Origin of the sequence: Leifsonia sp. Leaf336 (assembly GCF_001423695.1) — a bacterium.
Lineage (GTDB): Bacteria > Actinomycetota > Actinomycetes > Actinomycetales > Microbacteriaceae > Leifsonia.
Genome location: NZ_LMOZ01000001.1, coordinates 56,927 through 81,111 on the forward strand (window position 1 = coordinate 56,927; position 24,185 = coordinate 81,111).

General features: G+C 71.7%; 24 protein-coding genes. 7 read left to right on the forward strand and 17 right to left on the reverse strand.

What is annotated here, in order from left to right; translation table 11 throughout:
- Nucleotides 1-11: 11 nt before the first annotated feature.
- Nucleotides 12-812: an HAD-IIA family hydrolase gene (locus ASF88_RS00290; RefSeq protein ID WP_157498127.1), complete on the reverse strand. Its 801-nt coding sequence runs from the start codon at nt 810-812 to the stop codon at nt 12-14.
- A 238-nt stretch (nt 813-1,050) separates the two neighbouring features.
- Between ASF88_RS00290 and ASF88_RS00295 the strand changes: the two genes are divergently transcribed.
- Nucleotides 1,051-1,656 carry a TrmH family RNA methyltransferase gene (locus ASF88_RS00295; protein WP_055916507.1) on the forward strand — a complete coding sequence of 202 codons (606 nt, stop codon included), beginning with the start codon at nt 1,051-1,053 and terminating at the stop codon, nt 1,654-1,656.
- Nucleotides 1,657-1,665: 9 nt separating this feature from the next.
- On the opposite strand, the gene ASF88_RS00300 is transcribed toward ASF88_RS00295, so the two are convergent.
- From ASF88_RS00300 to ASF88_RS00335, 9 genes are all read right to left on the reverse strand, one after another.
- Nucleotides 1,666-2,085 (reverse strand): DUF3052 family protein, encoded by a 420-nt coding sequence (locus tag ASF88_RS00300; protein ID WP_055912673.1) that lies wholly within the window; start codon nt 2,083-2,085, stop codon nt 1,666-1,668.
- Complete coding sequence (locus tag ASF88_RS00305; protein WP_055912678.1) at nt 2,082-2,927, reverse strand: metallophosphoesterase; 846 nt, start codon at nt 2,925-2,927, stop codon at nt 2,082-2,084. Before ASF88_RS00305 ends, ASF88_RS00300 begins: the two co-directional genes overlap by 4 nt.
- A 70-nt stretch (nt 2,928-2,997) precedes the next feature.
- A complete protein-coding gene (locus ASF88_RS20760) occupies nt 2,998-3,162 on the reverse strand; it encodes a hypothetical protein (protein ID WP_200935207.1) in 165 nt (54 codons plus the stop codon).
- Between the two features lie 73 nt (nt 3,163-3,235).
- Nucleotides 3,236-5,089 carry a YhgE/Pip domain-containing protein gene (locus tag ASF88_RS00310; protein ID WP_055912681.1) on the reverse strand — a complete coding sequence of 618 codons (1,854 nt, stop codon included), beginning with the start codon at nt 5,087-5,089 and terminating at the stop codon, nt 3,236-3,238.
- Complete coding sequence (locus ASF88_RS00315) at nt 5,086-5,796, reverse strand: hypothetical protein (protein ID WP_055912685.1); 711 nt, start codon at nt 5,794-5,796, stop codon at nt 5,086-5,088. The genes ASF88_RS00310 and ASF88_RS00315 overlap by 4 nt, the downstream gene beginning before the upstream one ends.
- Complete coding sequence (locus ASF88_RS00320) at nt 5,793-6,464, reverse strand: TetR/AcrR family transcriptional regulator (protein WP_055912688.1); 672 nt, start codon at nt 6,462-6,464, stop codon at nt 5,793-5,795. Before ASF88_RS00320 ends, ASF88_RS00315 begins: the two co-directional genes overlap by 4 nt.
- Nucleotides 6,465-6,511: 47 nt before the next feature.
- Entirely contained in the window at nt 6,512-8,425 is a 1,914-nt protein-coding gene (locus ASF88_RS00325) for a hypothetical protein (RefSeq protein WP_055912692.1), read from the reverse strand.
- The gene (locus ASF88_RS00330; RefSeq protein ID WP_082518646.1) at nt 8,422-11,217 is read right to left on the reverse strand and encodes an MMPL family transporter; all 2,796 of its coding nucleotides are present in this window, start codon (nt 11,215-11,217) and stop codon (nt 8,422-8,424) included. Before ASF88_RS00330 ends, ASF88_RS00325 begins: the two co-directional genes overlap by 4 nt.
- Nucleotides 11,218-11,312: 95 nt before the next feature.
- Nucleotides 11,313-12,041, reverse strand: coding sequence for a Clp protease N-terminal domain-containing protein (locus tag ASF88_RS00335; RefSeq protein WP_055912695.1), 729 nt, complete (start codon nt 12,039-12,041; stop codon nt 11,313-11,315).
- Nucleotides 12,042-12,185: 144 nt separating this feature from the next.
- Between ASF88_RS00335 and ASF88_RS00340 the strand changes: the two genes are divergently transcribed.
- Complete coding sequence (locus ASF88_RS00340; protein WP_055912698.1) at nt 12,186-13,472, forward strand: adenylosuccinate synthase; 1,287 nt, start codon at nt 12,186-12,188, stop codon at nt 13,470-13,472.
- A 98-nt stretch (nt 13,473-13,570) separates the two neighbouring features.
- Here ASF88_RS00340 and ASF88_RS00345 read toward each other — a convergent pair whose 3' ends face one another.
- The 3 genes from ASF88_RS00345 to ASF88_RS00355 form a co-directional block, all read right to left on the reverse strand.
- A complete protein-coding gene (locus ASF88_RS00345) occupies nt 13,571-14,854 on the reverse strand; it encodes a GNAT family N-acetyltransferase (RefSeq protein WP_055912701.1) in 1,284 nt (427 codons plus the stop codon).
- Nucleotides 14,855-14,975: 121 nt separating this feature from the next.
- On the reverse strand, nt 14,976-15,416 hold the full coding sequence (locus tag ASF88_RS00350; RefSeq protein ID WP_055912704.1) for a MarR family winged helix-turn-helix transcriptional regulator: 441 nt from the start codon (nt 15,414-15,416) through the stop codon (nt 14,976-14,978).
- Nucleotides 15,413-15,880 (reverse strand): SRPBCC family protein, encoded by a 468-nt coding sequence (locus ASF88_RS00355; RefSeq protein WP_055912706.1) that lies wholly within the window; start codon nt 15,878-15,880, stop codon nt 15,413-15,415. Before ASF88_RS00355 ends, ASF88_RS00350 begins: the two co-directional genes overlap by 4 nt.
- Nucleotides 15,881-16,052: 172 nt before the next feature.
- Here ASF88_RS00355 and ASF88_RS00360 point away from each other — a divergent pair, with 172 nt between their 5' ends.
- From ASF88_RS00360 to ASF88_RS00375, 4 genes are read left to right on the forward strand one after another with little or no spacing between them, the layout of a single operon-like run.
- On the forward strand, nt 16,053-16,757 hold the full coding sequence (locus ASF88_RS00360) for an ABC transporter ATP-binding protein (protein ID WP_055912709.1): 705 nt from the start codon (nt 16,053-16,055) through the stop codon (nt 16,755-16,757).
- Complete coding sequence (locus tag ASF88_RS00365; RefSeq protein WP_055912712.1) at nt 16,754-18,085, forward strand: FtsX-like permease family protein; 1,332 nt, start codon at nt 16,754-16,756, stop codon at nt 18,083-18,085. The genes ASF88_RS00360 and ASF88_RS00365 overlap by 4 nt, the downstream gene beginning before the upstream one ends.
- A gap of 40 nt (nt 18,086-18,125) precedes the next feature.
- Nucleotides 18,126-18,440: a chorismate mutase gene (locus tag ASF88_RS00370; RefSeq protein WP_055912715.1), complete on the forward strand. Its 315-nt coding sequence runs from the start codon at nt 18,126-18,128 to the stop codon at nt 18,438-18,440.
- A 3-nt stretch (nt 18,441-18,443) separates the two neighbouring features.
- Nucleotides 18,444-19,367, forward strand: a complete 924-nt coding sequence (locus ASF88_RS00375; RefSeq protein WP_055912719.1) for an SDR family NAD(P)-dependent oxidoreductase — start codon at nt 18,444-18,446, stop codon at nt 19,365-19,367.
- 62 nt (nt 19,368-19,429) lie between these two features.
- On the opposite strand, the gene ASF88_RS00380 is transcribed toward ASF88_RS00375, so the two are convergent.
- Entirely contained in the window at nt 19,430-19,726 is a 297-nt protein-coding gene (locus ASF88_RS00380) for a hypothetical protein (protein ID WP_055912722.1), read from the reverse strand.
- Nucleotides 19,727-19,960: 234 nt separating this feature from the next.
- On the opposite strand from ASF88_RS00380, the gene ASF88_RS00385 reads away from it, so the two are divergent.
- Nucleotides 19,961-20,380: an organic hydroperoxide resistance protein gene (locus ASF88_RS00385; RefSeq protein ID WP_055912725.1), complete on the forward strand. Its 420-nt coding sequence runs from the start codon at nt 19,961-19,963 to the stop codon at nt 20,378-20,380.
- A 24-nt stretch (nt 20,381-20,404) separates the two neighbouring features.
- Here ASF88_RS00385 and ASF88_RS00390 read toward each other — a convergent pair whose 3' ends face one another.
- From ASF88_RS00390 to ASF88_RS00400, 3 genes are all read right to left on the reverse strand, one after another.
- Nucleotides 20,405-21,898 (reverse strand): glycosyltransferase family 2 protein, encoded by a 1,494-nt coding sequence (locus ASF88_RS00390; RefSeq protein WP_157498129.1) that lies wholly within the window; start codon nt 21,896-21,898, stop codon nt 20,405-20,407.
- A gap of 62 nt (nt 21,899-21,960) precedes the next feature.
- Nucleotides 21,961-23,394 carry a DUF2252 domain-containing protein gene (locus tag ASF88_RS00395; RefSeq protein WP_055912729.1) on the reverse strand — a complete coding sequence of 478 codons (1,434 nt, stop codon included), beginning with the start codon at nt 23,392-23,394 and terminating at the stop codon, nt 21,961-21,963.
- Between the two features lie 67 nt (nt 23,395-23,461).
- Nucleotides 23,462-24,157, reverse strand: a complete 696-nt coding sequence (locus tag ASF88_RS00400; RefSeq protein WP_055916511.1) for a CE1759 family FMN reductase — start codon at nt 24,155-24,157, stop codon at nt 23,462-23,464.
- Nucleotides 24,158-24,185: the final 28 nt, after the last annotated feature.

The following is a 24,185-nucleotide window of genomic DNA, read 5'->3' on the forward strand; positions in this document are numbered from 1 at the left end:
CCCGCCCTGGGTCAGAGATCCGACTCGACCGGAGTCGCCGTGACGAGCTCGTGGACGCCGGAGAGGATCTCGTCAGGACGGAACGGGTAGCGGTCGATCTCGGCCTGGTCGCTGATGCCCGTGAGCACGAGGATGGTGTGGAGGCCGGCCTCGATCCCCGCGACGACGTCGGTGTCCATGCGGTCGCCGATCATGGCGGTGTTCTCGGAGTGTGCGCCGATGCGGTTGAGCGCCGAGCGGAACATCATCGGGTTCGGCTTGCCGACCACGTACGGCTCCATGCCGCCGGTCGCCTTCGTGATCATCGCGGTCACCGCACCGGTTGCGGGCAGCGGGCCCTCGGCGCTGGGGCCGGTGGCGTCCGGGTTGGTCGAGATGAAGCGGGCACCCGCGCCGATCAGGCGGATCGCCTTGGTGATCGCGTCGAAGGAGTAGCTGCGGGTCTCGCCGACGACCACGTAGTCGGGGTTCGTGTCGGTCATGATGAAGCCGGCCTCGTGCAGGGCGGTGGTCAGCCCGGCCTCGCCGATGACGTAGGCACTGCCGCCCGGGGCCTGCGACTTGAGGAAGTCGGCGGTGGCGAGCGCGGAGGTCCAGATGGACTCCTCCGGCACATCGAGCCCGGAGGCGCGGAGGCGCGCAGCGAGGTCACGAGGCGTGTAGATCGAGTTGTTGGTGAGCACGAGGAACGGCGTGCCCTGGTCGCGCCACTGCTGGATCAGCTCGGGGGCACCGGGGAGGGCCGCGTTCTCGTGGACGAGCACGCCGTCCATATCGGTCAGCCAGCACTCGATCTCGTCGCGTCGCGCCACGCAGAACCCCTTTCGAAGGTGAAGTGACGCCACCAGCTTATTGCCCGGCGGGTTGCAGCAGGGTTTCCAGCGCCTGTCGGGTTCCCCCGAATGGAGTGCTGCCGGAAGGTCAGGGCACGGCCGCTACGCTGGATCGGTGACGCCAGAGAACCCGGAGGAGCGGACCGCGCACGAGCCGGACCCGCACGACCCGGACCCGCACGGCCCGACCCCGCGCGACCTCCCGCCGTCGGCCGAGCTGACCACGCACGGCGTCGGCCCGTGGCCCGGGGAGTGGCCGGACGACGATCGCTACGACCCCGACCTGCTTCGCCACGGTGACACCCGCAACGTGATCGATCGCTATCGGTACTGGCGCATGGAGGCTGTCGTCGCCGACCTGGACGAGCATCGGCACCCGTTCCACGTGGCGATCGAGAACTGGCAGCACGACATGAACATCGGCTCGATCGTGCGCAGCGCTAACGCGTTCGCCGCCGACACCGTGCACATCATCGGCCGTCGTCGCTGGAACAAGCGCGGGGCGATGGTGACCGACCGCTACCAGCATGTGGTGCACCACGACGACGTGGAGGCGTTCGTGGCCTGGGCGCGGGAGGCCGGCCTCCCGATCGTCGCGGTCGACAACGTGCCGGGTTCGGTGCTCATCGAGACCTACGCGCTTCCGCGGGAGTGCGTGCTGCTCTTCGGCCAGGAAGGTCCCGGTCTCTCGGCCGCCGCCCTGGCGGCCGCCGATGTCGTCGTCGAGATCTCGCAGTTCGGCTCCACCCGCTCCATCAACGCGTCGGCGGCGGCCGCCGTCGCCATGCACGCCTGGATCGTCCAGCACGTCACCTTCGCATAGGCACGTGCTTCAGCGGTTCTCGCGGCGGATGACGAGCTTGAGCGCCGACCAGTCGTGCGAGATCGCGGCGACTTTGACGTCCACGAGACCGCGGGCGAGCGCGTTGTCGCGGATCACGTTCTCGTCGAGGTCGCTGACGTGGCCGGCGGCCTTGCGCGGCCAGGCGGCCCAGATCATCCCGGCCGGGTGGATGCGCGGCGCCAGGGCGTCGAGCTCGTCCAGGTACTCGGCCGCGTGCCGGTAGAACGCCACGATGAGGCCGGCCGGCTCGGTCGAGCCCGGCGGCAGCCACTCGACGTCGGCCGGGCCGTCCTCCACCGGCACCGACCAGCCGGGGTCAGCGTGCAGCAGCTGCGCGCGCATCCCGGGCTTGAGGCCGAGCTTCTTCCAGAGCGGCGTGCCGGAGTAGCCCGCTGCGCCGCCGCTCATGCGTCGCCCGCCCAGCCCGCGTGGGCCGCGATCCGGGCGATCGCGTCGGCGTCGAGATCGTAGACCGTCTCGCCGTCGTCGGCGGCGGGTGCGCGGACCACGTGCGCCCGCACCGGCCCGTCGACCGGGAGCTGGATCACCGCGAACCCGGATCCGCGCTCGGCACGCTCGCGCGGACGCGGCCACAGCACGTCGGTCGTGTTCGCGACGGCCGGGGCCACGACGACCGGAATGCCGCCGGGACCGGCCTCCGTCAGCAGCGCGTGGTGGTAGTGCCCGGCGAGGATGAGCCGCACATCGGAGGCCGAGCAGACGTCGAGGAGAGGCTGCGGGTCGACGAGTCGCAGGGTGTCGAAGAGCCCGGTCGTCGGCGGCACCGGCGGGTGGTGGAGGACGACGACCGTTCCGTTCGCGCTCGGAGTGCTCAGCGTCGCGCGCAGGCGTTCGAGACGTGCCTCGTCGAGCCTGCCGTAGCCGGCGCGCGTGACGGTGGTGTCGACGGTCACGACCCGGAAACCGCCGACCTCCAGCTCGGTCTCCCGCGCTCCGAGCACCTCCTCGAACGCGTCGGGGAGGTCGTGGTTGCCCATCGCGTAGGCGACGACGGCACCGCGCTCGGCAGCCCACGGCTCCAGTCGCTCCCGCAGCAATCGGTAGGACGCGGCGCTGCCGTCGTCGGAGAGGTCGCCCGAGGCGACGACCAGCTCGACCGCCTCCAGCTCGCCGGCGCGCGCGAGCACCCGATCGAGCGCCGCCAGGGTGTCGACCAGGCCGTAGTGCAGCCGGCCGTCGCCGTAGAGGTGGGTGTCGCTCAGGTGCAGGATGCGCAGAGGATCGGTCACGCGGCCACCCTAGCGCCGAGCGCCGACCCTCACTCCGCGCGCCTCACCCCGCGCGGGCCAGCGTCGCGCCTCACTCGCTGTCGGCCGCCAGGATGAGCGCTTCGACCGCCGTGAGGAGGTTGTGCAGCGCCTGCCTCTCGATCGAGTCCTCCGCGAGCTTCTGGATGTCATAGCTCGCCGCGTTCGCCGCCTGCCGAGCCTGCGAGATCGCTGCCTGGGCTTCGAGATCGGCCATAGTCGTCCTCCTCGGGTCGGGTGCTGTCGTGCGACACCCTACCCATCGGCGGGAGGTACGGGTAGGTCCGCGCTCAGCCGATCAGCGATGGTCGCAGGTCGCGCAGCGTGCGGAAGTGCGTCATCCGCGTGACGCCGATCGCCGAGACGAGCAGAGCGATCAGCATCCACAGCGCCAGCACGCCCGCGTCGGCCCACGCCGTCGCCGGGTTCCCGCCGTACATGAGCTGCCGTATTCCGTCGACGGCATACGACATCGGCAGGACGTGGTGCAGTGCGGCGAGCGGCCCGGGCAGCGTCTGCCACGGGAAGGTCCCTCCCGCGGTGACCAGCTGCAGCACCATCAGCACGAGGCCGAGGAACTGCCCGACGCTGCCGAGCCAGACGTTGAGCGCGAGGATGATCGACGCGAACGTCAGGGAGGCGAGCGCCATCATCCCGAACATGCCGAGCGGGTTGTGGATGGCGAAGCCGAGCGCTCCGGCGACGATCGCGAATAGCCCGACCATCTGCACTGCGCCGAGGAGGCCGGGCGTGAGCCAGCCCGCGAGCGTGATCTTGACCGGCGAGTGCAGCGCGGTGATCGCGCGACGGGACACCGGCTTGACGATGAGGAAGAGCGCGTAGATGCCGATCCAGCCCGCGAGTGCGACGAAGAACGGGGCGAGGCCCGCGCCGTACGTGCCGGCGGAGGTGATGGAGTCGTTGTGAAGGTTCACCGGATCGGCGATGGTCGACGCCTGCTTCTTCTGCAGCGACGGCGAATTGTCGGGGATCTGGGACACCCCGTTCACGAGACCGTCGCGCAGTTGCGTCGTGCCGTCGTGGAGGGTCGTGAGCCCGTCGCGGAGCTGCGCCGAGCCCGTGGCCGCAGAGGCGGCGCCGCTCGCGAGCTGCCCTGCGCCGGCCTGCGCCTGCGACGATCCGCTCGCGACCTGCGCTGCGCCGGAGGCGACCTGGTCTGCGCCGGAGGCCAGCTGGTTCACCTGGCCGACCGCGGACTGGATCTGCGCGTTGCCCGACTGCACCTTGCCGTCGATGTCGCCGAGCGCGGCCTGCACCTGCTCGATCACCGCGGGGTCGACGTGAGCCGCCTGGAGCCGGGCGACGAGGTCCTGACCGACCGCCGGGGCGTCCGTGGCCAACTGTGCGGCGACCTGACCGGCCTGCGTCGCCTTCGCGGCGAGCTGGTCGTTGCCGGCCGCGACGCGGGAGGCGCCGTCGCTGACCTGTGCCGCGCCCGCGGACAGCTCCCCGAGTTTGTCGGCGAGCGTCTGCGATCCGGTGGCGAGCTGGGCGGTGCCGTCGGCGAGCTGGGAGGCGCCGCTCTGGGCGGTCGCGCTGCCGTCGACGAGCTGGTCGGCGCCGTCCACGGCCTTCACGAGGCTGGAGCGGATGTCGGCGAGGCCGAGCAGGAAGCGCTGGGCGGCCTCCTCGTTGACCTGCTTCACGATCGAGGTGCGGATCTTCTCGGCCGCCTGGGTGCCGATCGTGGAGGCCAGATAGCTGTTGGTGTCGTTGGTCGTCAGCGTGACGATCGCACGGCGCGGGCTGTCGCCGGAGGCGGAGGCGAGGGCCGAGGAGAAGTCGGAGGGGAACGTGATGCTGAAGTCGTACTTCGAGTCGTCGACGCCGCTCGCGGCCGAGCCGGACGCGACACGGTGCCACTGGAAGGAGCCGTCTTCGATCAGCTGGTCGGCGACCTGGTCGCCGTAGTTGACGGTCTTGCCGTCGACAGTCGTGCCGGTGTCGTCGACGACGATCGCCGCGGGGATGCGGTCGAGGTTGGCGTACGGGTTCTGGTTGGCCCAGAGGTAGAGGCCGCCGTAGAGCACGGGCACGCACATCAGCGCGATGAGCGCGACGATGGACATCGGGCTGGCGGTCAGGCGGCGGAACTCCGCCGCGATCATCTGGGGGATCTTCATGCGTTCTCCACCGGGTCGCTCAGGATCAGGTCGGGCACCTCGTCGGTGTCGTCCCGTCCCGGGTCTTCGTCGAATGTCTGGGGGCCGGTCTGCGTCTCGTCGAGGCGCGAGACCAGGGAGGCCGCTGCGATCGCGGCGGCGGAGGCGTCGCCCGCGACCACGAGCACGGCGATGCCGCGGGCGGCGAGCTCGCGGGCGAACTCCCACCACTCGACGGGGTCGCCGCCGTGCCGGTCTGGCGAGACGATCACGAGCCCCTCGACACCTGCGCGCATCAGCGCGAGCTCGGCGAGCAGGCGGATGCGCACCGTCGGCGGAACCGTGCCGATCGCGGAGCGGCTGTACTCGGACGCGCCGAGCTCGCTCAGGCGGCGGCCGACGGCGATCGGGTGGGAGGCCCGGCCGGCGAACATGAGCTCCTCCGCGACGATCCCGGCGACGGTCACGTCGGGCGCCGGCTCGCACACGTCGGGCGCGTCGATCAGAGCGATGCGCTTGCGCATGCTGCCGTAGTCCTGCCGCCCGTCGATGGTCACGGTGCCGGAGTCGGGCCGCATGCGTCCGGAGGCGATCAGGCCGAGCACCGTCGGGCGCTGCTCGGTCTCGGCGCGAACCAGCGCCGCCTGCCCCGACTCGAACGTCGCGGAGGTCGCGGGCAGCACCGCGGAGCGCGGTCCTTTGGCGACCGCATCGAGCACGATCTTCACTTCTGAGCCTCCTGCGGCTGCTGCGGCTGCTGCGGCTGCACGGCTTCGAACGCCAGCTCCGGAGTGTCGTCGAGTAGCGCGTCGGCCTCCCGCCAGCCCATGCCCGCCGCCGAGAGGGCGGCGAGGATGACGAGTCGGTGGCCCGCGCGATGGGAGAGACCGGCCCGCGTGGCCTCGTCGAGCACGGACACGGCCGCGTTCTCGATGAGGCGGGTGACGGTCTCGCGGTCGAGGTCGGTGCGGATCGTGCCGTCGTTCATCCCGCGCTGCACGGTGCCCCGGAGGCGGTCGCGAGCGGGATCGAGCGCCGTGCCCACCAGCTCGCGGTGCGGCCCGCGCACGGCGAGGGCCGCGCTCACGCGGATGTGCTCGACCTCCGCCCACAGGGTCGCGCCGAACAGCGCGATCTCGACGCGCGCGTCAGGGTGCGACACGGGATCGAGAAGCGCCGAGAGTCGGGCGGCGCCACGGGTGAAGACGTCGATCAGGAGGTCGTCCCGGTTGGCGAAATGGCCGTAGAGCGCGCGGCGGCTGAGGCCGGCGCGGGCGGCGATGGTCTCGAGGGAGGCGTCGATGTCCTCGTTGAGCGCCGCTGCGGCGGCGACGAGGATGGCCTCCCGGTTCGCGGTCGCGTCGCGTCGCGGTGCGCGCGTGGAGGGGGTGGGCATGTCTCGAGGATACTCTTCTTGCACACGCATGTGCAACTTAAGCCGGGTTACGCGGCGGCGGTACTGCGCGCGAGACGCGGCAGCCGGACGCTGCGCCGGGCCGCGACCGCCGCGAGCGTCAGCGCGAGCGCCGCCACCGCGTACACGAGCAACGGGCCGACGGTGCCGAACGCGCCTCCGACGTCGCCGCTCGCGGCCGAACGCAGCAGCGCGAGGGCGGGCGCCGTCGGCAGCGCGCCCGCCAGCGACGAGAGCGTCGCCGGCACGGTGGAGGACATCCCCGCCGTGAGGGCGACGATGCCGACGACGAGGGCGATCAGCCGGCCGACCCCGCCGAACGCGGCGGCCAGAGCCTGGTTGAGCACGCAGAAGACGGCGCCGACGAAGGCGGCCGCCAGTGCGAACCCCAGCCAGATGTCCGGGCGGAGGCCGAGGCCGAACTGCGCGGCGCCCGCGACGACGACGCCTTGGCCCGCGCCGATCAGCGCCATCCAGGCGGCGGAGCGCAGGGCGATCAGCGCAGACGGCACGGTCGACAGCAGCAGCCGGGAAGGCACGGCGCGGCGCGCGAGAGTGGTCGCCATCGCGCCCAGCCAGAGCGCGAGCACGGCGAAGAGGGGGAGGGTGGCGAGCCCGGCGGGCGGCGCCTTCTGCACCGCGCGCACCGGTTGGGCGGCCACGGCGGAGAGCGTCGTCATGTCGCTGTCGCTGTAGGTCGGGATCGATTGCGCGGCCTGCGCGAGCCCCGACGACAGCTGGGCGGCGCCGTCCGCGGTCTGTGCCGCACCGGTGGCGGCTGAGGACGCGCCTGCGCTGAGCGACGCCGCTCCCGACGCGGTCTGCGCGGCGCCGGCCGCGACCTGATCGGCGCCGGCCGCCGATGCGTCGATGCCGTCGACCAGCGCGGGCATCGCCGCTGCGAGGGCCGCGTTGCCGGACGCGACCGCGTTCGACCCGGTGGCGAAAGCAGAGAGCCCGCTGCTCGCGTTCTGCAGAGTTGCGAGGGCGGCTTGAGCGCGCGTGCACAGCACGGCCGGGCCGGTCGCGCAGACCTGCGCGACGACCTGGGCGAACTGAGTCGTCGCCGACGCTGCTCCCGCGGAGGCCTGATCGGCCGCCCCGGCGAGCGTGGCGGACCCCTGCGCGAGCTGCTGGGTCTGGCCGGGGAGGGGCTGCGACTTGTCGCTCAGCGTGCCGAGACCCGAGGCGAGCGATTGGGCGCCGGCATCGAGCGACTGCGTTCCCGTGGCGAGCGTCGCCGCCCCGCTCGCGAGGGACTGCGTGCCCTGCGCGAGCGACGACGCCCCTGCCGAGAGCGATGCCGCACCCGATGCGGCCGACCCGATCTGCTGGTCGATCGTGTTGAAGCCGGCGTAGACGTTCTGGAGGTACTGGGCGGTCAGCTGGCGGTCGAGGGCGGCGGTCGCCGCCTGGCTGACCGCCGCCGCGAGCGCCGGGTCGACGAGCGACGCGGCCGGGCTGGTCTTCACGGTCACGGTCGCCTGCTGCGCGCTCGCAGCAGGGCCTCCGATGGAGGTCGCGTCGGCGGAGAACGACGACGGGATGGTGAGCACCGCCGCGTAGTGCCCGTTCGCGAGCCCGGCGGCGGCGTCCGCGTCGTTCGTGAGCACCCAGGTGAAGTTCGTCGGGTCGTCGCTCGGCGGGGCCTCCGTCGGGGAGCCGGAGCCGGCCGCCGAGGCGGTCGACCCTCCGGCGATCAGTGAACCGGCGAACTGCCTCCCGAGCGGGACCGTCTTGCCGTTGACGGTCACCGGGGCGTCGTTGTTCACCACCGCCGCGGTCACCCGGTCGAGGTGCAGGGCGGGCGAGAAGAGGCCCCAGCCCAGCACGCCGACCACGAGGAGCGGTGCGAGGGCGAGCCCGATGAGCGTGACGGCGCGCGTGCGCTCGGATCCGGCGCGGGCGTCGAAGGGCGCCCGGTCGTCGTTGCGGTCTGTCATGGGATGGGCTCCCGTCGCGTGCCTGGGGTGGAGGGGTCGGATTCGGCCGTGCCGGACTGGAAGTCGGTGGGGAGGTCGGGCTCGGTGATGTGGGCGTCGGCGATGGGCGGGTTGGCGTTGGGCGGCAGGAGGTCCGCGACCGCCTCGGGGGAGGTCGCGGCGAGCACGAGAGCCGTGCCGCCGGCCGTGACCCGCGCGAGCTGATCGGCCAGCGCCTGCCGCTCGGCGCCGGTAACCGCCTCGGCGCCGTCCACGACCAGGACCACCGGCCGGTCGGCTGTCGCGTCCCGCACCGCCGCGACCGCGTCGCGCGTGCGGTCCAGCCGGGCGATCGCCGCGCGCGACCGCACCGACGACCGCCGAACCGGCAGCAGGAGGCCGTCCACCTTGAGGCGCCCGGCCTCCAGGGGCGCGCGCCCGGCGATCGCCGACGCCAAGGCGGTGTGCCCCGGCCCGGTGAGCACGATGGCGCCGCCGCGCGGCACCAGGGCGTCGAACGATCCGGAACCTCCGGCTCGAGCGCCGTCGGCGGCGATCGCGTAAGTGGCGCCCGGTTCGGGCCAGTCGGCCGCGTCGAGCTCGGCCTGCACGCCTTCGCCCTCGATGTCGAGCACGGGCAGGGCGCGGTCCCACGACCGCGGCATCCACCAGGTCGCCCTCCCGAACAGCACGAGCACGGCGGGGATCAGGGTCATCCGCACGACGAACGCGTCCACGACGACTCCGACGGCGAGGCCGAGCGCGATCGGCTGGATCTGGGCGTCGCCGCCCGGGATGAAGGCGGCGAACACCGCGAACATGATGATCGCGGCGGCCGTGACCACCTTGGCCGATCCCTCGAATCCCTTGTGTACGGAGCCCTTCGTGTCCTCGCCGAGAAGGTGCTCCTCGCGCATGCGGCTGGCGAGGAACACCTCGTAATCCATGGCCAGCCCGAACAGCACGCCCATCACGATGATCGGCATGAAGCTGATCACCGACCCGATGTGCGCGACGCCGAGCGGCCCGGCGAACCAGCCGCTCATGAATACCAGGCTGGTGACGCCGAACGCCGCGCCGATGCTGAGCAGGTAGCCGAGCGCGGCCGTGACCGGCACCACGATCGACCGGAACACGATGGCGAGCAGCACCAGCGACAGCCCGACGACCAGCAGCGCGAACGGCAGCAACGCCCCTCCGAGCCGGGCGGAGATGTCGATGCCCGCGGCCGTGTACCCGGTGATCGACAGGTCGATGCCGTACTCGCGCTCGAAGTGGTCGTGCATCGAGCGGAGCTTCGCGACGAGCTCCTGCGTCTGCGGCGAATCCGGGGCGCCGGTCGGCACCACCTGGGCGATCCCGGTGTCGCCGGACTCGTTCGGCGTCGACAGCGGCACGGCCGCGACGCCGGGGACGGTCTTCAGCTCGGCGGCGAGGTCGTTCATCAGCCCGACCGGGTCGGTGCTGCCGATCACCGACCCGGTGGCGATCAGCGGACCGTTGTAGCCCGGGCCGAAATGTTCGGCGACCAGGTCGTAGGCGATGCGTGCGGGCTCGTGCTCGTCGAGCGAGCCTGCGTCCGGCAGGGCGAGCCGCAGGGAGGCCGCCGGCAGCGCGACCAGCCCGAGCAGCCCGACCACGAGTACCACCGTGAGGATCGGAATGCGGGTGACCGCGTGCACCCAGGTGGTGGCGACGGGATGCTCGCGGCGGGGCTTAGGCGTGCGGCGCCGGGGCTTCGACATGCGACGCGGAGGCGGAGGAGTCGGCGCCGCGCCCTTCCGGTACCTCCTCGCCACCACCCGCATCCCCGCGAACCCGAGGAGTGCCGGCGTCAGCGTCATCGAGATCAGCACGGCGATCGTCACCGCGAGCGCGGCGGCGACGCCCATCGTCGTGAGGAACGGGATCCCCGCGACGCTCAGCCCCACCAGCGCGATGATGACCGTGACGGCCGCAAAAACCACGGCCGACCCGGCTGTCGCGACCGCGCGGGCGGCGGACTCCTCCGGCTCCATCCCGCGTTTCAGCTGCTCCTGGTGGCGGGAGACGATGAACAGCGCGTAGTCGATCCCGACCGCGAGCCCGAGCATGAGGGCCAGCAGCGGAGTCGTGGAGGCGATCGTGAGCCAGTGGGTCGCCGCGAAGATCAGTGACAGCGAGAGCCCGGCGCCGAGCAAGGCCGTGATCAGGGGCAGGGTGGCGGCGATCACGGAGGCGAACGTCGCGATCAGCACCGCGAACGCGACGGCGATGCCGAGCAGCTCGGTGACGCTGATCCCGGCGACCGTCTGCGAGAACAGCTGGCCGCCGACCGCGACCTCCGAACCTTTCGGCAGGGCGGCCTCCAGGTCGCGCCCGGCCTTCTGGAGGGCGTCGGAGGTGGACGGCAGCACGGCCGTCTGCGAGACCGAGAGCTGGATGGGCACGATCACCGCGGAGCCGTCGGTGGCGATGTTGCCGGTCGACGGGCCGCTGTAGGGGGAGGACGCGGAGGTCACCTGCGGGATCTTCGCGATCGCGGCCGCCGACGACTCGACCGCCGACTGGAACGCGGGATCGTGGACGTCCGTGCCCTTCGGCGCGACGGCGACGAGCTGCGCGGAAGTGCCGCTGACCTCCGGGAAGGTGCGGGCGAGCGCGTCCTGAGCCTCCTGCGACTCGGTGCCGGGGATGCTGAAGGTGTTGTCGGTCCCGTTGCTGAGCAACCCGGCTCCGGCCAGCAGGAGGACGAGCGCCACCAGCCAGCCGGCGAGCACCCATCTCCGCGCCCGGAAGGCAGCGCGGCCCAACATGTACAGAAGGGACGACATCGGGGCCAATGTAGAGCTTCGCTCAGCTTCCGACAATGCCTCGCCTTGGGGCGGCCCGGCCTCTCCCGAGGGTCGGGCCCGGCCTCCCAGGAGGGTCAGGCCCCGTGCCGCTCCGCCGTGATCCGCGCGACCTCCTCCGCGATGCCCGCCCGCACGACCTGCTCGTCGAGCCCGAGCTCGACCAGTTTCGACGCCGCCGGCGTTCCGCTCAGAAGGGCACCGAGGAGGAGGTGCTCGGTGCCGACGTAGTTGTGGCTGAGGCTGAGGACCGCGCGCAGGGTCCCCTTGAGCACCTCGCCGCCGGACTCGGCGAAGTCTATGTCGCGCAGCTCCTCCGGGGTCGCGCCGGTCGTCCGCGCGAGTCCCACCTGGAGTGCCGTGGCGAGTCTCACCGCGTCGAGCCCGGCTCTGACCGCGATGCGACCGGCGAGGCCGTCCGGGTCGGAGACGGCGCCGACGACGATGTGCTCGGCCTCCACCGGGCCGCCGTGCGCGCTCGCCGCGGCAGTCGCGAGCGCGTCGCCGGCACGCGGGGTGAAGCGCGAGAAGAGCTGGTCGCCCGGCACCTCGAACGCGACCGCCTTGCCGACGAACCGCTGCTGCGCCGCCTGCTTGGTCACGCCCATGCTCGCCCCGATCTGGCTCCAGGAGGCGCCGGACCGCCTGGCCTGGTCGACGTAATGGCCGATGAGCGCGTCGCCCTGCTCGTTGAGCTGCGAGCCGATGAGCACCGCGTCGCTCAAGCGGGCGAGCGGGTCGCCGTCGGGGTGGCGGTGCTCGACGTAGGCGATGAGGCTGTCGAAGGAGACGGGTGAGTTGTCCATGCGTCAAGGTTAGATTGACGCTGGTGCGGCGTCAAGACCGGCTTGACGCCCTTCGGTGTCCCCGCAAACGGCTCGCGATAGGATCGAGTGCGACGGTCGACCGCGAGGCGCCGACGCGCTCCCGACCATCGAGAGGACCGAAACGTGCCCGCGATCGTGATCATCGGCGCCCAGTGGGGCGACGAAGGCAAAGGCAAAGCGACCGACCTGCTCGGCAGCCGCATCGACTACGTCGTCAAGTTCAACGGCGGCAACAACGCCGGTCACACGGTCGTCGTCGGCGACGAGAAGTACGCGCTGCACCTGCTCCCGTCCGGCATCCTGACCGACGGTGTCACGCCCGTGATCGCCAACGGCGTCGTCGTCGACCTGGAGGTGCTGTTCCAGGAGCTCGACGGACTGATCGCCCGCGGCGTCGACGTGTCGCGCCTCAAGGTCAGCTCCAACGCCCACGTGATCACGCAGTACCACCGCACCATCGACAAGGTCACCGAGCGCTTCCTCGGCAAGCGTCAGATCGGCACCACCGGCCGCGGGATCGGCCCGACCTACGCCGACAAGATCAACCGCGTCGGCATCCGCATCCAAGACCTGTTCGACGAGAACATCCTGCGGCAGAAGGTGGAGGGCGCCCTCGACCAGAAGAACCATCTGCTGGTCAAGGTCTACAACCGCCGCGCGATCGGCGTCGACGAGGTCGTCGAAGACCTGCTGGGCTACGCCGATCGACTGCGGCCGATGGTGGTCGACTCGTCGCTGCTGCTGAACGAGGCGCTCGAAGACGGCAAGTACGTGCTGTTCGAGGGCGGCCAGGCGACCATGCTCGACGTCGACCACGGCACCTATCCGTTCGTCACGTCCTCCAACTCGACGGCGGGAGGCGCGGCCACCGGCTCGGGCATCGGCCCCAACCGCATCGACCGCGTCATCGGCATCGTGAAGGCGTACACCACGCGCGTCGGCGCCGGTCCGTTCCCGACCGAGCTGTTCGACGAGTGGGGCGAGTTCTTGCGCGAGCGCGGCTTCGAGTTCGGCACCACCACCGGCCGCCCCCGCCGCACCGGCTGGTACGACGCCCCCGTCGCCCGCTACACGGCCCGCATCAACGGCGTCACCGATTTCGTGCTCACCAAGCTCGACACCCTCACGGGCATCGAGCGCATCCCGGTGTGCGTCGCCTACGACGTCGACGGCGTGCGCCACGACGAGGTCCCCTCCTCGCAGAGCGACTTCCACCACGCGGTGCCGATCTACGAGGAGTTCCCCGGCTGGACCGAGGACATCAGCGGCGCCCGCACCTTCGAAGAGCTCCCGAAGAACGCGCAGGACTACGTGCTCGCGCTGGAGGCCATCTCCGGTGCCCGCATCTCGGCGATCGGCGTGGGCCCGGCCCGCGACGAGATCGTCGTGCGCCACGACCTCGTCGACTGAGGCGTCGAGCCCCAGCCGCGCCGACGACACTCGTCACGAATCACGACATTCGTGCCACGAATCGCGACATTCGTGACGAGTGTGCGCCGCCGCGTGCCTCAGAACCAGGTGCTCAGCCGCGGCGGCACCGCGGTGCGGAACATCCGGTCGAGCCCCTCCGCGTCGCCCTCGATGCGGCCGGCGAGCGCGAGCCCGCGGGCCAGGTCGTGCCCGAGGTAGACGCTGCCGAGCGACTCGACAGGGAGCGTCACGTCCGGCGCATCCGTCGTCGGCTCGACGCGCGCCTCGCCGTCCTCCACGATGAGCCGGTAGCGTCCGCCGGCGAACCCGAGTTCGTCCGTGACCTCCAGCACCAGGTCGCCGTCGCTCTCGTAACGGCGGGAGGTCAGCGTCGCCGGCACGTCGAGGATGCGGACCCACAGGTGGTCCTGCACGCTCGTGATCTGCGCGCCGCGGATGTCGTGCACCAGTAGCTGCAGCGGCTCGTCGACGCCGCGCGTCCACGCCTTCACCTCGGCAACCAGGTCGAGCTCGAGGAGGTAGCGCCAGAGCGCGGTCAGGGCGGCGTCGGTGGCCGCCGCCAGGTAGGCGACCTCTACCACGTGCCGCGAGAAGTCCTCCTCGCCGCCGCGCACAGTGTAGCTGACGAAGCCCTCGGGCCGTCCCTCCGGGGAGTCGTAGCGCACGAGCAGACGCTTGGCGCCGTCGTCGTCGCCCTTCAGCGGCCCGATCAGGCGGTCGGCGAGGTAGGGCTCCAGGCCGATCTCTCCCGCGCGGGAGGCCATGGCCTCCGCGAGCACGGCGTAGCCCGTCTCGCGGTACTCCTCCGGCGTCGTGAACGACAGCCGACCCGGCGTGGGGGCGCCGGCCCAGCGGACCCGCTTGGCGTCAACGCTCCAGCCGGTGGCGAACGTGGCCGGCCCGAAGCCCCAGCGCCCGTAGATCGTGGATTCCGACACGGTCAGGATCGCGGCGGGGACACCGAGCGCGTGGGCGGTGCGAAGCTCGGCGCCGAGCAGCGCGGTGGCGATGCCGCGGCGGCGGTGCGTCGGCGCCACCGTGACGGAGCTGATCGCCCACGTGTCGAGCGCAGCTCCGCCCGGGACGGTGAGCGGCGCGACCCAGGAGTTCACGGTGCCGACCGGCGTGCTCACGCCGTCGTCGTACACCGCGGTGGTGCGACGACCGTCGAAGTTGCCGCGTGCCTCCTCGAGCACTTCCTCCGTCGGCCGGCGGCCGTGGAAGCCGCGGAAGTCCGCGACGATCCAGGCGTCGAGGGCGGCCGTGTCGGTCGGGTCGACGAGCGACAGCCGGAGGCCGGAGTCGGCCAGCGCGCTCTTCGAACGCTCGTCAACGGGTGCGGTGAGGTGTGTCTCCGTCATGCCTCCACGCTATCGGGACGGTCCGACGCCGGGCCAGAGCCGTCCGGCGGGAGCCGTCCGGCGGGTGCCGTCCGGCGGGTGCCGTCCAGCGGGTGCCGTCCGGCGGATGCCGTGGCCCGGCTCACCGCTCCGCGAGCGCGTGGAGGATCGGGAGCAGTGCCTCGGGCGCGGCACTCGCCGCCGGCCCGAAGAACGCCGCATCCGCCGCCTCGACCGACCCGATCGCCGCGACCGCGACCGCGGCGCCCGACGGCGTCACCCGCAGGACCTTCGCTCGGCTGTCCGACGGGTCCTGCTCGCGCTCGAGGAGTCCCTTCGCGGCGAGCCGCCTCACGACCTCCGACGTCATGCGCGGGTCCGAGCCGGTGAGCTCGGACAGCCGCGACTGGCTCGGCCGTTCGTCCTGACCGTTCAGCCACCACGTGGAGGCGAGCAGCACGAACTGAGCGTGGGTCAGGTCGTGCGGCTGCAGCGCATCCGCCATCGCGCGTTGCCAGCGCAGGGTGGCATGCCACAGCAGGAAGCCGGGGCTGGTCGCCGGCCCTTCGGGGAAGTCGGTCATGCGTCCAGTGTGCCCTCGGCGGCGTCGGCCTCGGCGGCGGCGGCTGCGGCGCGGCGCTCCGCCTCCGCCAGCAGCGCGGCGAGCGAGGCGGGGAAGTCGGCGCTGATCTGCGGTCCGAGCTCGGGGCCGACAGTGTCGGAGTCCGCGCCGTCGATCGTGAGCGAGTAGCGGACGACGGTCCCCTCCTCCCGGTCGTCGAGGTCGTAGCGGAAGGTCAGCTGCACTTCGCCGAACTCGGTGAGGTCGGCGTAGGCGCGTCCGGCAGAGAGCTCCACGATCCGCGAGCGGATCGGCTCCTGGCCCTCCGGCGTGACGGTCAGCTCCGTGCCGACCTCGAACGGCCCGTGCAGTTCGAACCGATCGGCGCCCGGGTAGGTCAGGTCGCCGGTGTGGAGGTCGCGCACGGCCTCCCAGACGGCGGAGCGGGAGGCGGTGGTCTCTGCGACTTCTTCTGTAGTCCACATCATCGTCACCTTTCTCTGTGCGTAGATGATCTATGCATAGAGTAAACCGAGCCAGCAGAGCGCGCAACCCCCTTCTGGTACCCGGGGACCACTCCGAGCGGATGAGGCGCCGGCGCCGGAATCGTGCTTCCGCCCGACGCGCGCGCACGCCCCCTTCACGAGGCTGGAGACCATGACCTCATCACCCGTCCACCCCGTCCTCCAGGCCGCTGCGCTCACCAAGGCCTACGGCTCCGCTGTCGCTCTCGGCGGCGTCGACTTCCGCATCGCCGCAGGCGAGTCCGTCGCGATCATGGGGGCATCGGGCTCGGGTAAGACGACCCTCCTGCACTGCCTGGCCGGGATCGTGAAGCCCGACTCGGGGAGGGTGGTGCTGAACGCGCCGGCCGGTCCCGTCGAGGTGACGGCCCTCCGGGAGTCGGAGCGGTCCAGACTGCGCCGCGAGGCGTTCGGGTTCGTCTTCCAGCAGGGCCTGCTCCTGCCGGAGTTGACGGCTGTGGAGAACGTCGCCCTCCCGCTGATGCTGTCGGGCACCCCGCGCAAGACCGCGGAGGTCTCTGCTGCCGAGTGGCTGGGCCGGCTCGGCCTCGCGGGGATGGAGGCGCGCCGCATCGGCGAGCTCTCCGGCGGCCAGGCCCAGCGGGTCGCGATCGCCCGCTCCCAGGTGACGGGCGCGTCGGTGGTGTTCGCCGACGAGCCGACCGGGGCACTCGACTCCAGCACCTCGGCGGAGGTCATGGCGGCCCTGATCGCCTCCACCACCGGCAACGGACGCTCGCTCGTGGTCGTGACTCACGACGACGAGGTCGCGCGGCAGTGCGCGCGCGTCCTCAAGCTGTCCGACGGCCGCATCGTCGACGAGGCGGTGACCCGATGACGACGCTCCGGATCGCCTGGTTGTTCGCGCGGCGCAGCGCCGCCGACCGCGCGACCGTGCTGCTGCCGGTCATCGCGTTCGCGGTGTCGTCGCTGTTGCTGCTCGTCGTCGCGGGAGGCGCTCAAGCGTTCTTCTCCTGGAGCGACGGCGACGCGTTCGTCTACCAGGCTCTCGCGGTCATCGCGCTCGCTCTGCTCGTCGTCCCGCTCGTCGGGCTCGGGGGCTCCGCCGCTCGGCTCTCCGCGCGCCGCCGTGACGACCGCCTGTCCGGTCTGCGGCTGCTCGGCGCGTCGCCGGCCATGGTGGCCGCCCTCACGGTGATCGAGTCGACCGCGCTCGCCGTCGCCGGCGCGGTCACCGGGGTCGTGCTGTATCTGCCCGTCGCCCCGCTGGTCGGGCTGATCCCGTTCCGCGGTCACCCGCTCGGAGCCGACGCCGCCCTCCAGCCGGGCGCGGTCGCGTTGGCCGTACTGGCCGTCGCGGTGCTCTCCGCCGTGAGCGCGGGTCTCGGACTGCGGAGCGTCGTGGTGTCGCCCCTGGGCGTACGGACCCGCCAGACGGCGCCGCGGATGCACTGGATCCGCGCCCTCGTCGCCGTCGTCGTGGTCGTGGCGACCTACCTGTTCATGAGCGTCCTGCAGCTCTTCGACGGCGCGCTCATCGTGCTGACCGTCCTCGGGATCGGGTTCGGCGGCACGATCGCCGTACTCAACCTGGTGGGGCCGTGGGCGCTCCGGATGATCGCCTCCGGTCAGGCTCGGCGCGCCACCACCGCGCGTCGGCTACTGGCCGCCCGCGCAGTGCTCGAATCGCCGAAAGCGGCCTGGCGCCAGGTCTCGGGCGTTGCGATGACGAGCTTCATGGCCGTCTTCGCGGGCGTCGGGGTCGGGATCCTCGGGATCGCAGGCGAGGGAGGCGGCGACCAGGCCCGGACGCTCCTCGCCGACATCCGCACCGGCGTCGTGGTCACCGTGATCGTGTCGTTCCTCATGGTCGCCTGCTCCGCGGGCGTGAACCAGGCCGCGGCCGTGCTGGATCGTCGCGATCTCTACGTGAGCCTCGACCGCATCGGCATGCCCGTGCGCGAAATGGACGCGGCCCGCAGCCGCGCCGTGATGTCGCCCCTCAGAGTGACCACGATCGGCTCCGCACTCACCGCGGCGATCGTCGTGCTGCCGCTCGCCGGGCTGAGCCTGCTGGTCGCGCCGCTCACGCTCCTCATGGTGGCGGGGTGCCTGGCGGCCGGCGTCCTGCTGGTCTGGGCGGCGCTGCGGGCGACACGGCCGGTGCTGGAGCACGTGCTCGCCGAGACCTCCCCGTCGCTCTGAACCGCGCTCGTGCCATGCTCCGGCCCGGTAGGGTCGGAGCATGGCTGAGAACGAGTCGACCGCACAGGCGCTGGAGCGTCTGCGGAGCATCCGGCAGAGCATCGACAACATCGACGCGGCCGTCATCCACATGCTCGCCGAGCGATTCAAGTTCACCCAGCAGGTGGGCGCTCTCAAGGCCGAGCACGGCCTCCCGCCCGCCGACCCGGAACGCGAGCGGGAGCAGATCCAACGCCTCCGAGTGCTGGCGGAAGAGAGCCACCTCGATCCCGCTTTCGCGGAGAAGTTCCTGGGCTTCATCGTGGCGGAGGTCATCCACCACCACGAGCGCATCGCGTCCGAGAACGGCCGCTGAGGCGTGGCCTGGGATCCCGCGGAGCTTCCGGACGCCCACGGCCGAACCGTCGTCGTCACCGGAGGCAACTCCGGAGTCGGCTACTTCACCGGCGAGCAGCTCGCCCGTGCGGGCGCGCACGTCGTGCTGGCGTGCCGTGACCCGGAGCGCGCCGAGGCCGCGGTGTCGGCCATCCGCCGCCGGATGCCGGGCTCACGCGTGGAGGCCACCCCTCTCGACGTCACCGACCGCCGGTCGGTCGACGCCCAGGCCGCGGCGCTCCTCGAGCGAGGCCGCGTCGACGCCCTCGTGCTGAACGCGGGCATGGTGCACGCCCCGCGCGACCGTCGCACCGACGCGTACGGCAACGAACTGGTACTCGCGACGAACGTGCTCGGCCACTTCCGGCTCGTCGCCCGCGCCCTCCCTGTGCTGGAGGCCACCGAGGGCGCCCGTGTGGTCACCCTCGGTTCCCTTGCGACACGACTCTCCCGGCTGCGGCTGGACGACCTCCAGCTCGAACGCGGGTACACGTCGTGGCGCGCGTACGCCGGCTCCAAGATCGCCGCCCAGGCGTTCGGCTTCGAGCTCGAGCGGAGGCTGCGGGCGGCAGGGAGCGGCGTCACGAGCATCGTCGTCCATCCCGGCTACTCGACGTCCGGGCGCACGCCGGGAGTACGCGGGGTCAACCAGCCCACGAAGGCGAAGCGCTTCGCGGACAACCTGCAGGCGGCCTGGTCGCAGGGCAAAGATCACGGCGCCTGGGCGCCGGTCCGGGCCGTCCTCGACCGCACCATCACGGGGGACGACTACCTCGGGCCGGTCGGCCGCACGAAGGGCCTCCCGACCCACGCGCATCCGACGCGCAGCTCGCGCTCGCCGCGCACCGGAACCCGGCTGTGGCCGCTTCTGGAGGCCGCGGCCGATCAGCCGTTCACGCTGCCCTGAGACCGTGAGCGCGTCGGACTCCCGATCGGCCTAGGCGTCGTCGGGCCTAGGCGTCGTCGGGCCTACGCGTCGTCGGCGACGATCGACAGCAGCCGATGCCCTTCGGGCACCGCCGCTCTCAGAGCGTCGCGCGCAGTGATGTAGTCGGGGCCGTCCGCCTCGATCTCCGTCACGGCGGTCGCACGCACGACCGCGGTGGCGATCACGCGCCCACCGCGCGGCATCGCGTTGTGCACCTGGATCAGCTCGTAGCCCTCCGGGACCTGCGCTTCGACGAGCTCTCGCGCCGTCTGGGCGTCGTCCGCCTCGGCGGTGAGCTGCTGCGTCTCGCTGCTCTGGGTCAGTCCGCGGACCTTCATCGGCTGGAGCACTCCTCGTGGGGCGGGACGGGAAGGACCGAGGGCGGGGTGCGCAGGCGGTCCGAGATCGGGCGGGCGCTCGGGTCGGAAGCGGGCGTCCGCTGCAACGCTACCCGACCCGGCCGACGGCGGCCGATCCGCCACGGCCCGTGCCGGCCCGCCCCGGTTCCTATACACCCGCACGCGCCGCGTCCTCCCAGCGCACGTTCAGAACCCTGGAGTGGGCTGAGCAGCATGGAAATCGCCTACACCGCCATCGCGCACGCCTCGGGAGGCGGACGCGACGGTCACGTCCGCAGCGAGGACGACCTCATCGACCTTCCGACCCGCCCGCCGCGCGAGCTCGGCGGCTCCGGAGAGGGCACCAACCCCGAGCAGCTGTTCGCGGCCGGCTTCGCCGCCTGCTTCCTGAGCGCCATCCACGCCGTCGGGCGAGCCGAAAAGCTCGACACCAGCGACGCCGCGGTCTCCGCGAGCGTGGGCATCGGGGCGAACGGCGAGGGAGGCTACGGGCTCGAGATCGAGCTGGACGTGTATCTTCCGCGCCTCGGCCGCGACCAGGCCGAGCAGACGATGGAGAAGGCCCACCACGTGTGCCCGTACTCCAACGCGACCCGGGGCAACGTCCCCGTCCGGCTCACGCTCGTCGACTGACGCGCAACTCCCGGGTCGCCGCGCTCAGCCGGTGGCGACCCGGCCGACCTTCTCGGTCTTGTCCCAGCGGGCCTCGGCGCCCGCCAGCTCCTTGAGGTAGGAGTCGAACGTGATCGCGCACAGCAGCGATCCGTACCCTGCCAGGTAGATGAGGGTGGGCGCCAGCCAGCGTCCGGCCCGTGTGCGCTCGGCGCGCCGCGCGAGCCAGGCGACGACCATCGAGAACGGGATCCAGATGTAGATCGCGAGGGTCAGGATGAACAGCGCGGCGGTGCTGAGCGTCACACCGAACAGGCCGGGCAGCCAGACCAGCGTGAGTGGCGGGAACAGCGCTGTGATCATCACCAGCATGTTGATGATGCCGGGGAAGAGCAGGATGTGCCCCAGCTCTTTCCTGCTCGTCTTCGCGTCGGTCAACGACCCGAGCACCAGCACGAACAGGTAGGCGAGCGCCGCCGAGATCCAGAGCACCCGGAACACCGAGGTCGCGAGGCCGTTCTGCAGGAACAGCAGACCGGCGAGGCCGATGGCCGAGGTCACCATGATCAGCGGCAGCAGCCACAGGCTGAACCACACGATGCCGAACGTCCACGCGCCGAGGTGATGCACCTTGGACGGCCGGAACCAGATCTTCGAATAGCGGGATGTCACGGAGACATTGCCCCGAGCCCACCGCAGCCGCTGCTTCCACAGGGCGTCGACCGCACGCGGCTCCTCCGCGAGCACGTGCGCGTGCGGCTCGAACACGACCCTCTTGCCGTGCAGCTGGGTCTCGAACGTCGTGATGGTGTCCTCGGCGAGGGTGGAGGTGTCCACGCGGCCGCCGAGCGCGACCAGGTTCTCGCGGGTGTGCAGCTGGGCGCCGCCGGCGAGGCACGCCTGTGCCCCGAGCACGTTCTGCGCGCGCCGGGCCGCCGGCTGCGAGAGCACGTACTCGACGCTGACGAACTTGGTGAGGTAGTTGCGGTCGCTGCTGCCTTCGCGGATGTACGCGGACACGGCGCCGACCTCCGGATCGGCCAGGTGCCGGGTCATCCGCCGCAGCGAGTCGGGCAGGTAGATGACGTCGGCGTCCATGATCAGGAGCGCCTCCATCCAGTCTTCGGCGAGCACGCGCTCGATCCCGTGGTTCAGCGTGTGCGCCTTGCCCTGGCCGCCCTGCTCGCGCCGCAGCAGGAAGACACTGCCGGGGAACTGCTCCGCGCGACTCCGCACGACGTCGGGAGTCGCGTCGGTGCTGGCGTCGTCGACGACGTAGATGCGCAACGCCTCCTTGGGGTAGTCGAGGCCCATCAGGCGGTCGATGGAGGCGCCGATGACGGCGCCTTCGTTCCACGCCGGGACGATGATGGCGACACGGGGGAGGTAGGGCGCGGCCTTCTTGTAGTGGTTGATCCAGGCATGGAAGGGGATCACGACGAAGGTCGCGGCTGCCGCGACCACGGGGATCAGCCCGCTCAGGGCCAGGATCAGGCACACGACGACGCCGATCCATTGCAGTACGCCCAGCACGTCCACGCGGCTCCCCTCGTCCCCCCACACAATACCCGGGAGGTCTGCCCCCGATGGGCCCGTGTCGTCTAGTCGGGACGGTGCGTGGCGGCGGCGGGCGCACTGAACTCGCCGTCCGCGAACGCCTGGCGGACCGTCAGGTAGTCCGCGTGAGCCTGGTCGGCGTACGAGAAGGCCCATTCCACCACGGCTGCGTCGAACGCGGCGCCGCTGCCGAGGTAGCCGGCGATGAATGGCGCGTCGGGGGACTGCGCGTGAGCGCGCGCCAGCACGGTGCCGCACGCGTCCACGTAGTCGGCGAACGGCCGGAAGTCGAGCGTCTCGGTGTCGATCGACACGTTCTTGTCGCGGAACTGCCGGATGTAGAACGCGTGCCCGTCCTTGCGGGCGTAGCCGAGGAACGGATCGCTGACGGACTGGAGCACGCGCTGATTGCCGACGACGCGATGGCCGTGCTCGTCGTCGTGAGCGTGGTCATCGAACACCGGGGACCGCCCGGCGGTGGCGCCTCCGAACTCGACGGCGACGGACTCGCTCGCCTCCTTGACCTGCAGCACGAGAGGCTCGCCCGCCGGCCCGGTGAGGACGATGATGTAGCACCGCGTGCCGACGCTGCCGACACCCACGACGCGGCGCGCGGCGTCCGTCGTCACGTACTGCGACAGCAGCACCGCGATGTCCGACGGCACCGTGGCGAGGTAGGCATCGATGATCTCGAGCATGTTCTGCTCGGTGGCCTCCGGCACGTGTGCGAGCAGCGGAGGATTCTCGACGATCGTCACGGCCCCGTCCTCCGCGCGGCGCGTGATCTTCCGCACGACCCGCGCCGACGTCCGCCGCGATGCGGCCGCGATCGCCCGGTCGAGCACCTCCTGGGAGCTCAGAGCTCGTCGCCCTCGGCTGACGTCGGCGCGGAGGTAGTAGCGCTCGAGGACTCCGAGCCCGGTCATCTGGCGCAGGCCGGTGCGATAGGCGGCAGCGGCTTCCAGTGCGGCGGCCTCCACCTTCGTCTCACGGAACCCGCTCTGGCGGGCCGCCAGGACGACGCTCCCGACGAAGCGCTTCACATCCCATTCCCACGGCCCGTACGCCGACTCGTCGAAATCGTTGAGGTCGAAGACGAGGCTGCGCTCGGGGGAGGCGTAGATCCCGAAGTTGGCGATGTGCGCATCGCCGCAGATCGTCACGTCGATGCCGGTGCGCTGCTCGCAGCTCAGATCCACCGCCTGGATGGCCGCCGATCCGCGGTAGAACGCGAACGGGTTGGCGGTCATCCGCTCGAGCCGGAGGGGGATCAGCTCCGCGACCCGGTGCACGTGCTGCCGCTTGAGGACGCCGACCGGGTCGCGGTCCGGTGCGGGCGTATACGCACCGTGGATGCTGCGCGGCACGCGGGTGCGCGCAGCCTTGCCCGCCTGGTACAGGTCGGCGGCGCTCCTGATCGCCTCGTGCTCGAAACGGAGGTGTCCCTCGTCGGTGGTCACGTCGGCTTCAGTGGTCACGACGGCGCTCCTCGCTCTGGCTGATGCGTGGCACAAGCCTAGAGGGAGGAGCGACCGTCTCCGCAGGTCAGCTGCGCGCCGGTCCTCCGAGCGAGCCGCCGGCCGCCAGCCGCATCAGGTCCGACCCCAGGTCGATCCCGAGCTCGTTGCCGCCCGCCGAGCCGAACTCGTGCTGGTAGCTGTCCCAGGACGCGTCCTTGATCCGCGCCTCCACACCGGCCTCCATGAGCACGACGAGCTCGCGTGCCGCACGGTCGATGCGCTTGCCGAGGGAGTTGTCCTGCCAGTCCTCCGTGGCGGCGAAGACCGAGGTCGGAGCCGTCATGGTGCGGAGGAACGCGAACATCGACCGCATCTGCTCGTCGACGACCAGCGCGTGCCTGGCCGTGCCGGCCGTCGCGCCGAGCACGACCGGCTTGGCGATCAGCACGTCGTTGTCGAGCACCTGGAAGAACGAGGTGAACAGCCCGCTCGGCCCGGCCTTGTAGACCGGGGCCGTCGCGATGATCCCGTCGGCCTCGGCGAGCTTCTCGATCGCGGCCGTGAACTTCGGCCCCAGGTGACCGGAGGCCAGGGCCCCCGAGAGCTCGGGCAGCAGCTCGCGCAGATCGAGGTGCTGCGTCTCGACGGTGCGTCCGTCGCGCTGGGCGGCGGCCTCCACCCGCAGGCTGAGGCGGTCGGCGAGCATCTTGGTGGACGACGGGTCGCTGACGCCCGCGTTGACGACGACGACCTTGAAGGGTCGCAGGTCGGTGCTGGTCATGATGTCCTTCTCTCGCACGCGTTCGATG

Excerpts from the sequence above, each read along its gene's own strand:
- ASF88_RS00330 (WP_082518646.1), bottom strand. The coding sequence starts at position 11,217 with ATGTCGTCCCTTCTGTACATGTTGGGCCGCGCTGCCTTCCGGGCGCGG.
- ASF88_RS00370 (WP_055912715.1), top strand. The coding sequence starts at position 18,126 with ATGGCTGAGAACGAGTCGACCGCACAGGCGCTGGAGCGTCTGCGGAGC.
- ASF88_RS00345 (WP_055912701.1), bottom strand. The coding sequence starts at position 14,854 with ATGACGGAGACACACCTCACCGCACCCGTTGACGAGCGTTCGAAGAGC.
- ASF88_RS00380 (WP_055912722.1), bottom strand. The coding sequence starts at position 19,726 with ATGAAGGTCCGCGGACTGACCCAGAGCAGCGAGACGCAGCAGCTCACC.
- ASF88_RS00300 (WP_055912673.1), bottom strand. The coding sequence starts at position 2,085 with ATGAGCGGCGGCGCAGCGGGCTACTCCGGCACGCCGCTCTGGAAGAAG.
- ASF88_RS20760 (WP_200935207.1), bottom strand. The coding sequence starts at position 3,162 with ATGGCCGATCTCGAAGCCCAGGCAGCGATCTCGCAGGCTCGGCAGGCG.
- ASF88_RS00320 (WP_055912688.1), bottom strand. The coding sequence starts at position 6,464 with ATGCCCACCCCCTCCACGCGCGCACCGCGACGCGACGCGACCGCGAAC.
- ASF88_RS00360 (WP_055912709.1), top strand. The coding sequence starts at position 16,053 with ATGACCTCATCACCCGTCCACCCCGTCCTCCAGGCCGCTGCGCTCACC.
- ASF88_RS00400 (WP_055916511.1), bottom strand. The coding sequence starts at position 24,157 with ATGACCAGCACCGACCTGCGACCCTTCAAGGTCGTCGTCGTCAACGCG.
- ASF88_RS00325 (WP_055912692.1), bottom strand. The coding sequence starts at position 8,425 with ATGACAGACCGCAACGACGACCGGGCGCCCTTCGACGCCCGCGCCGGA.
- ASF88_RS00385 (WP_055912725.1), top strand. The coding sequence starts at position 19,961 with ATGGAAATCGCCTACACCGCCATCGCGCACGCCTCGGGAGGCGGACGC.
- ASF88_RS00310 (WP_055912681.1), bottom strand. The coding sequence starts at position 5,089 with ATGAAGATCCCCCAGATGATCGCGGCGGAGTTCCGCCGCCTGACCGCC.
- ASF88_RS00335 (WP_055912695.1), bottom strand. The coding sequence starts at position 12,041 with ATGGACAACTCACCCGTCTCCTTCGACAGCCTCATCGCCTACGTCGAG.
- ASF88_RS00365 (WP_055912712.1), top strand. The coding sequence starts at position 16,754 with ATGACGACGCTCCGGATCGCCTGGTTGTTCGCGCGGCGCAGCGCCGCC.
- ASF88_RS00355 (WP_055912706.1), bottom strand. The coding sequence starts at position 15,880 with ATGTGGACTACAGAAGAAGTCGCAGAGACCACCGCCTCCCGCTCCGCC.
- ASF88_RS00350 (WP_055912704.1), bottom strand. The coding sequence starts at position 15,416 with ATGACCGACTTCCCCGAAGGGCCGGCGACCAGCCCCGGCTTCCTGCTG.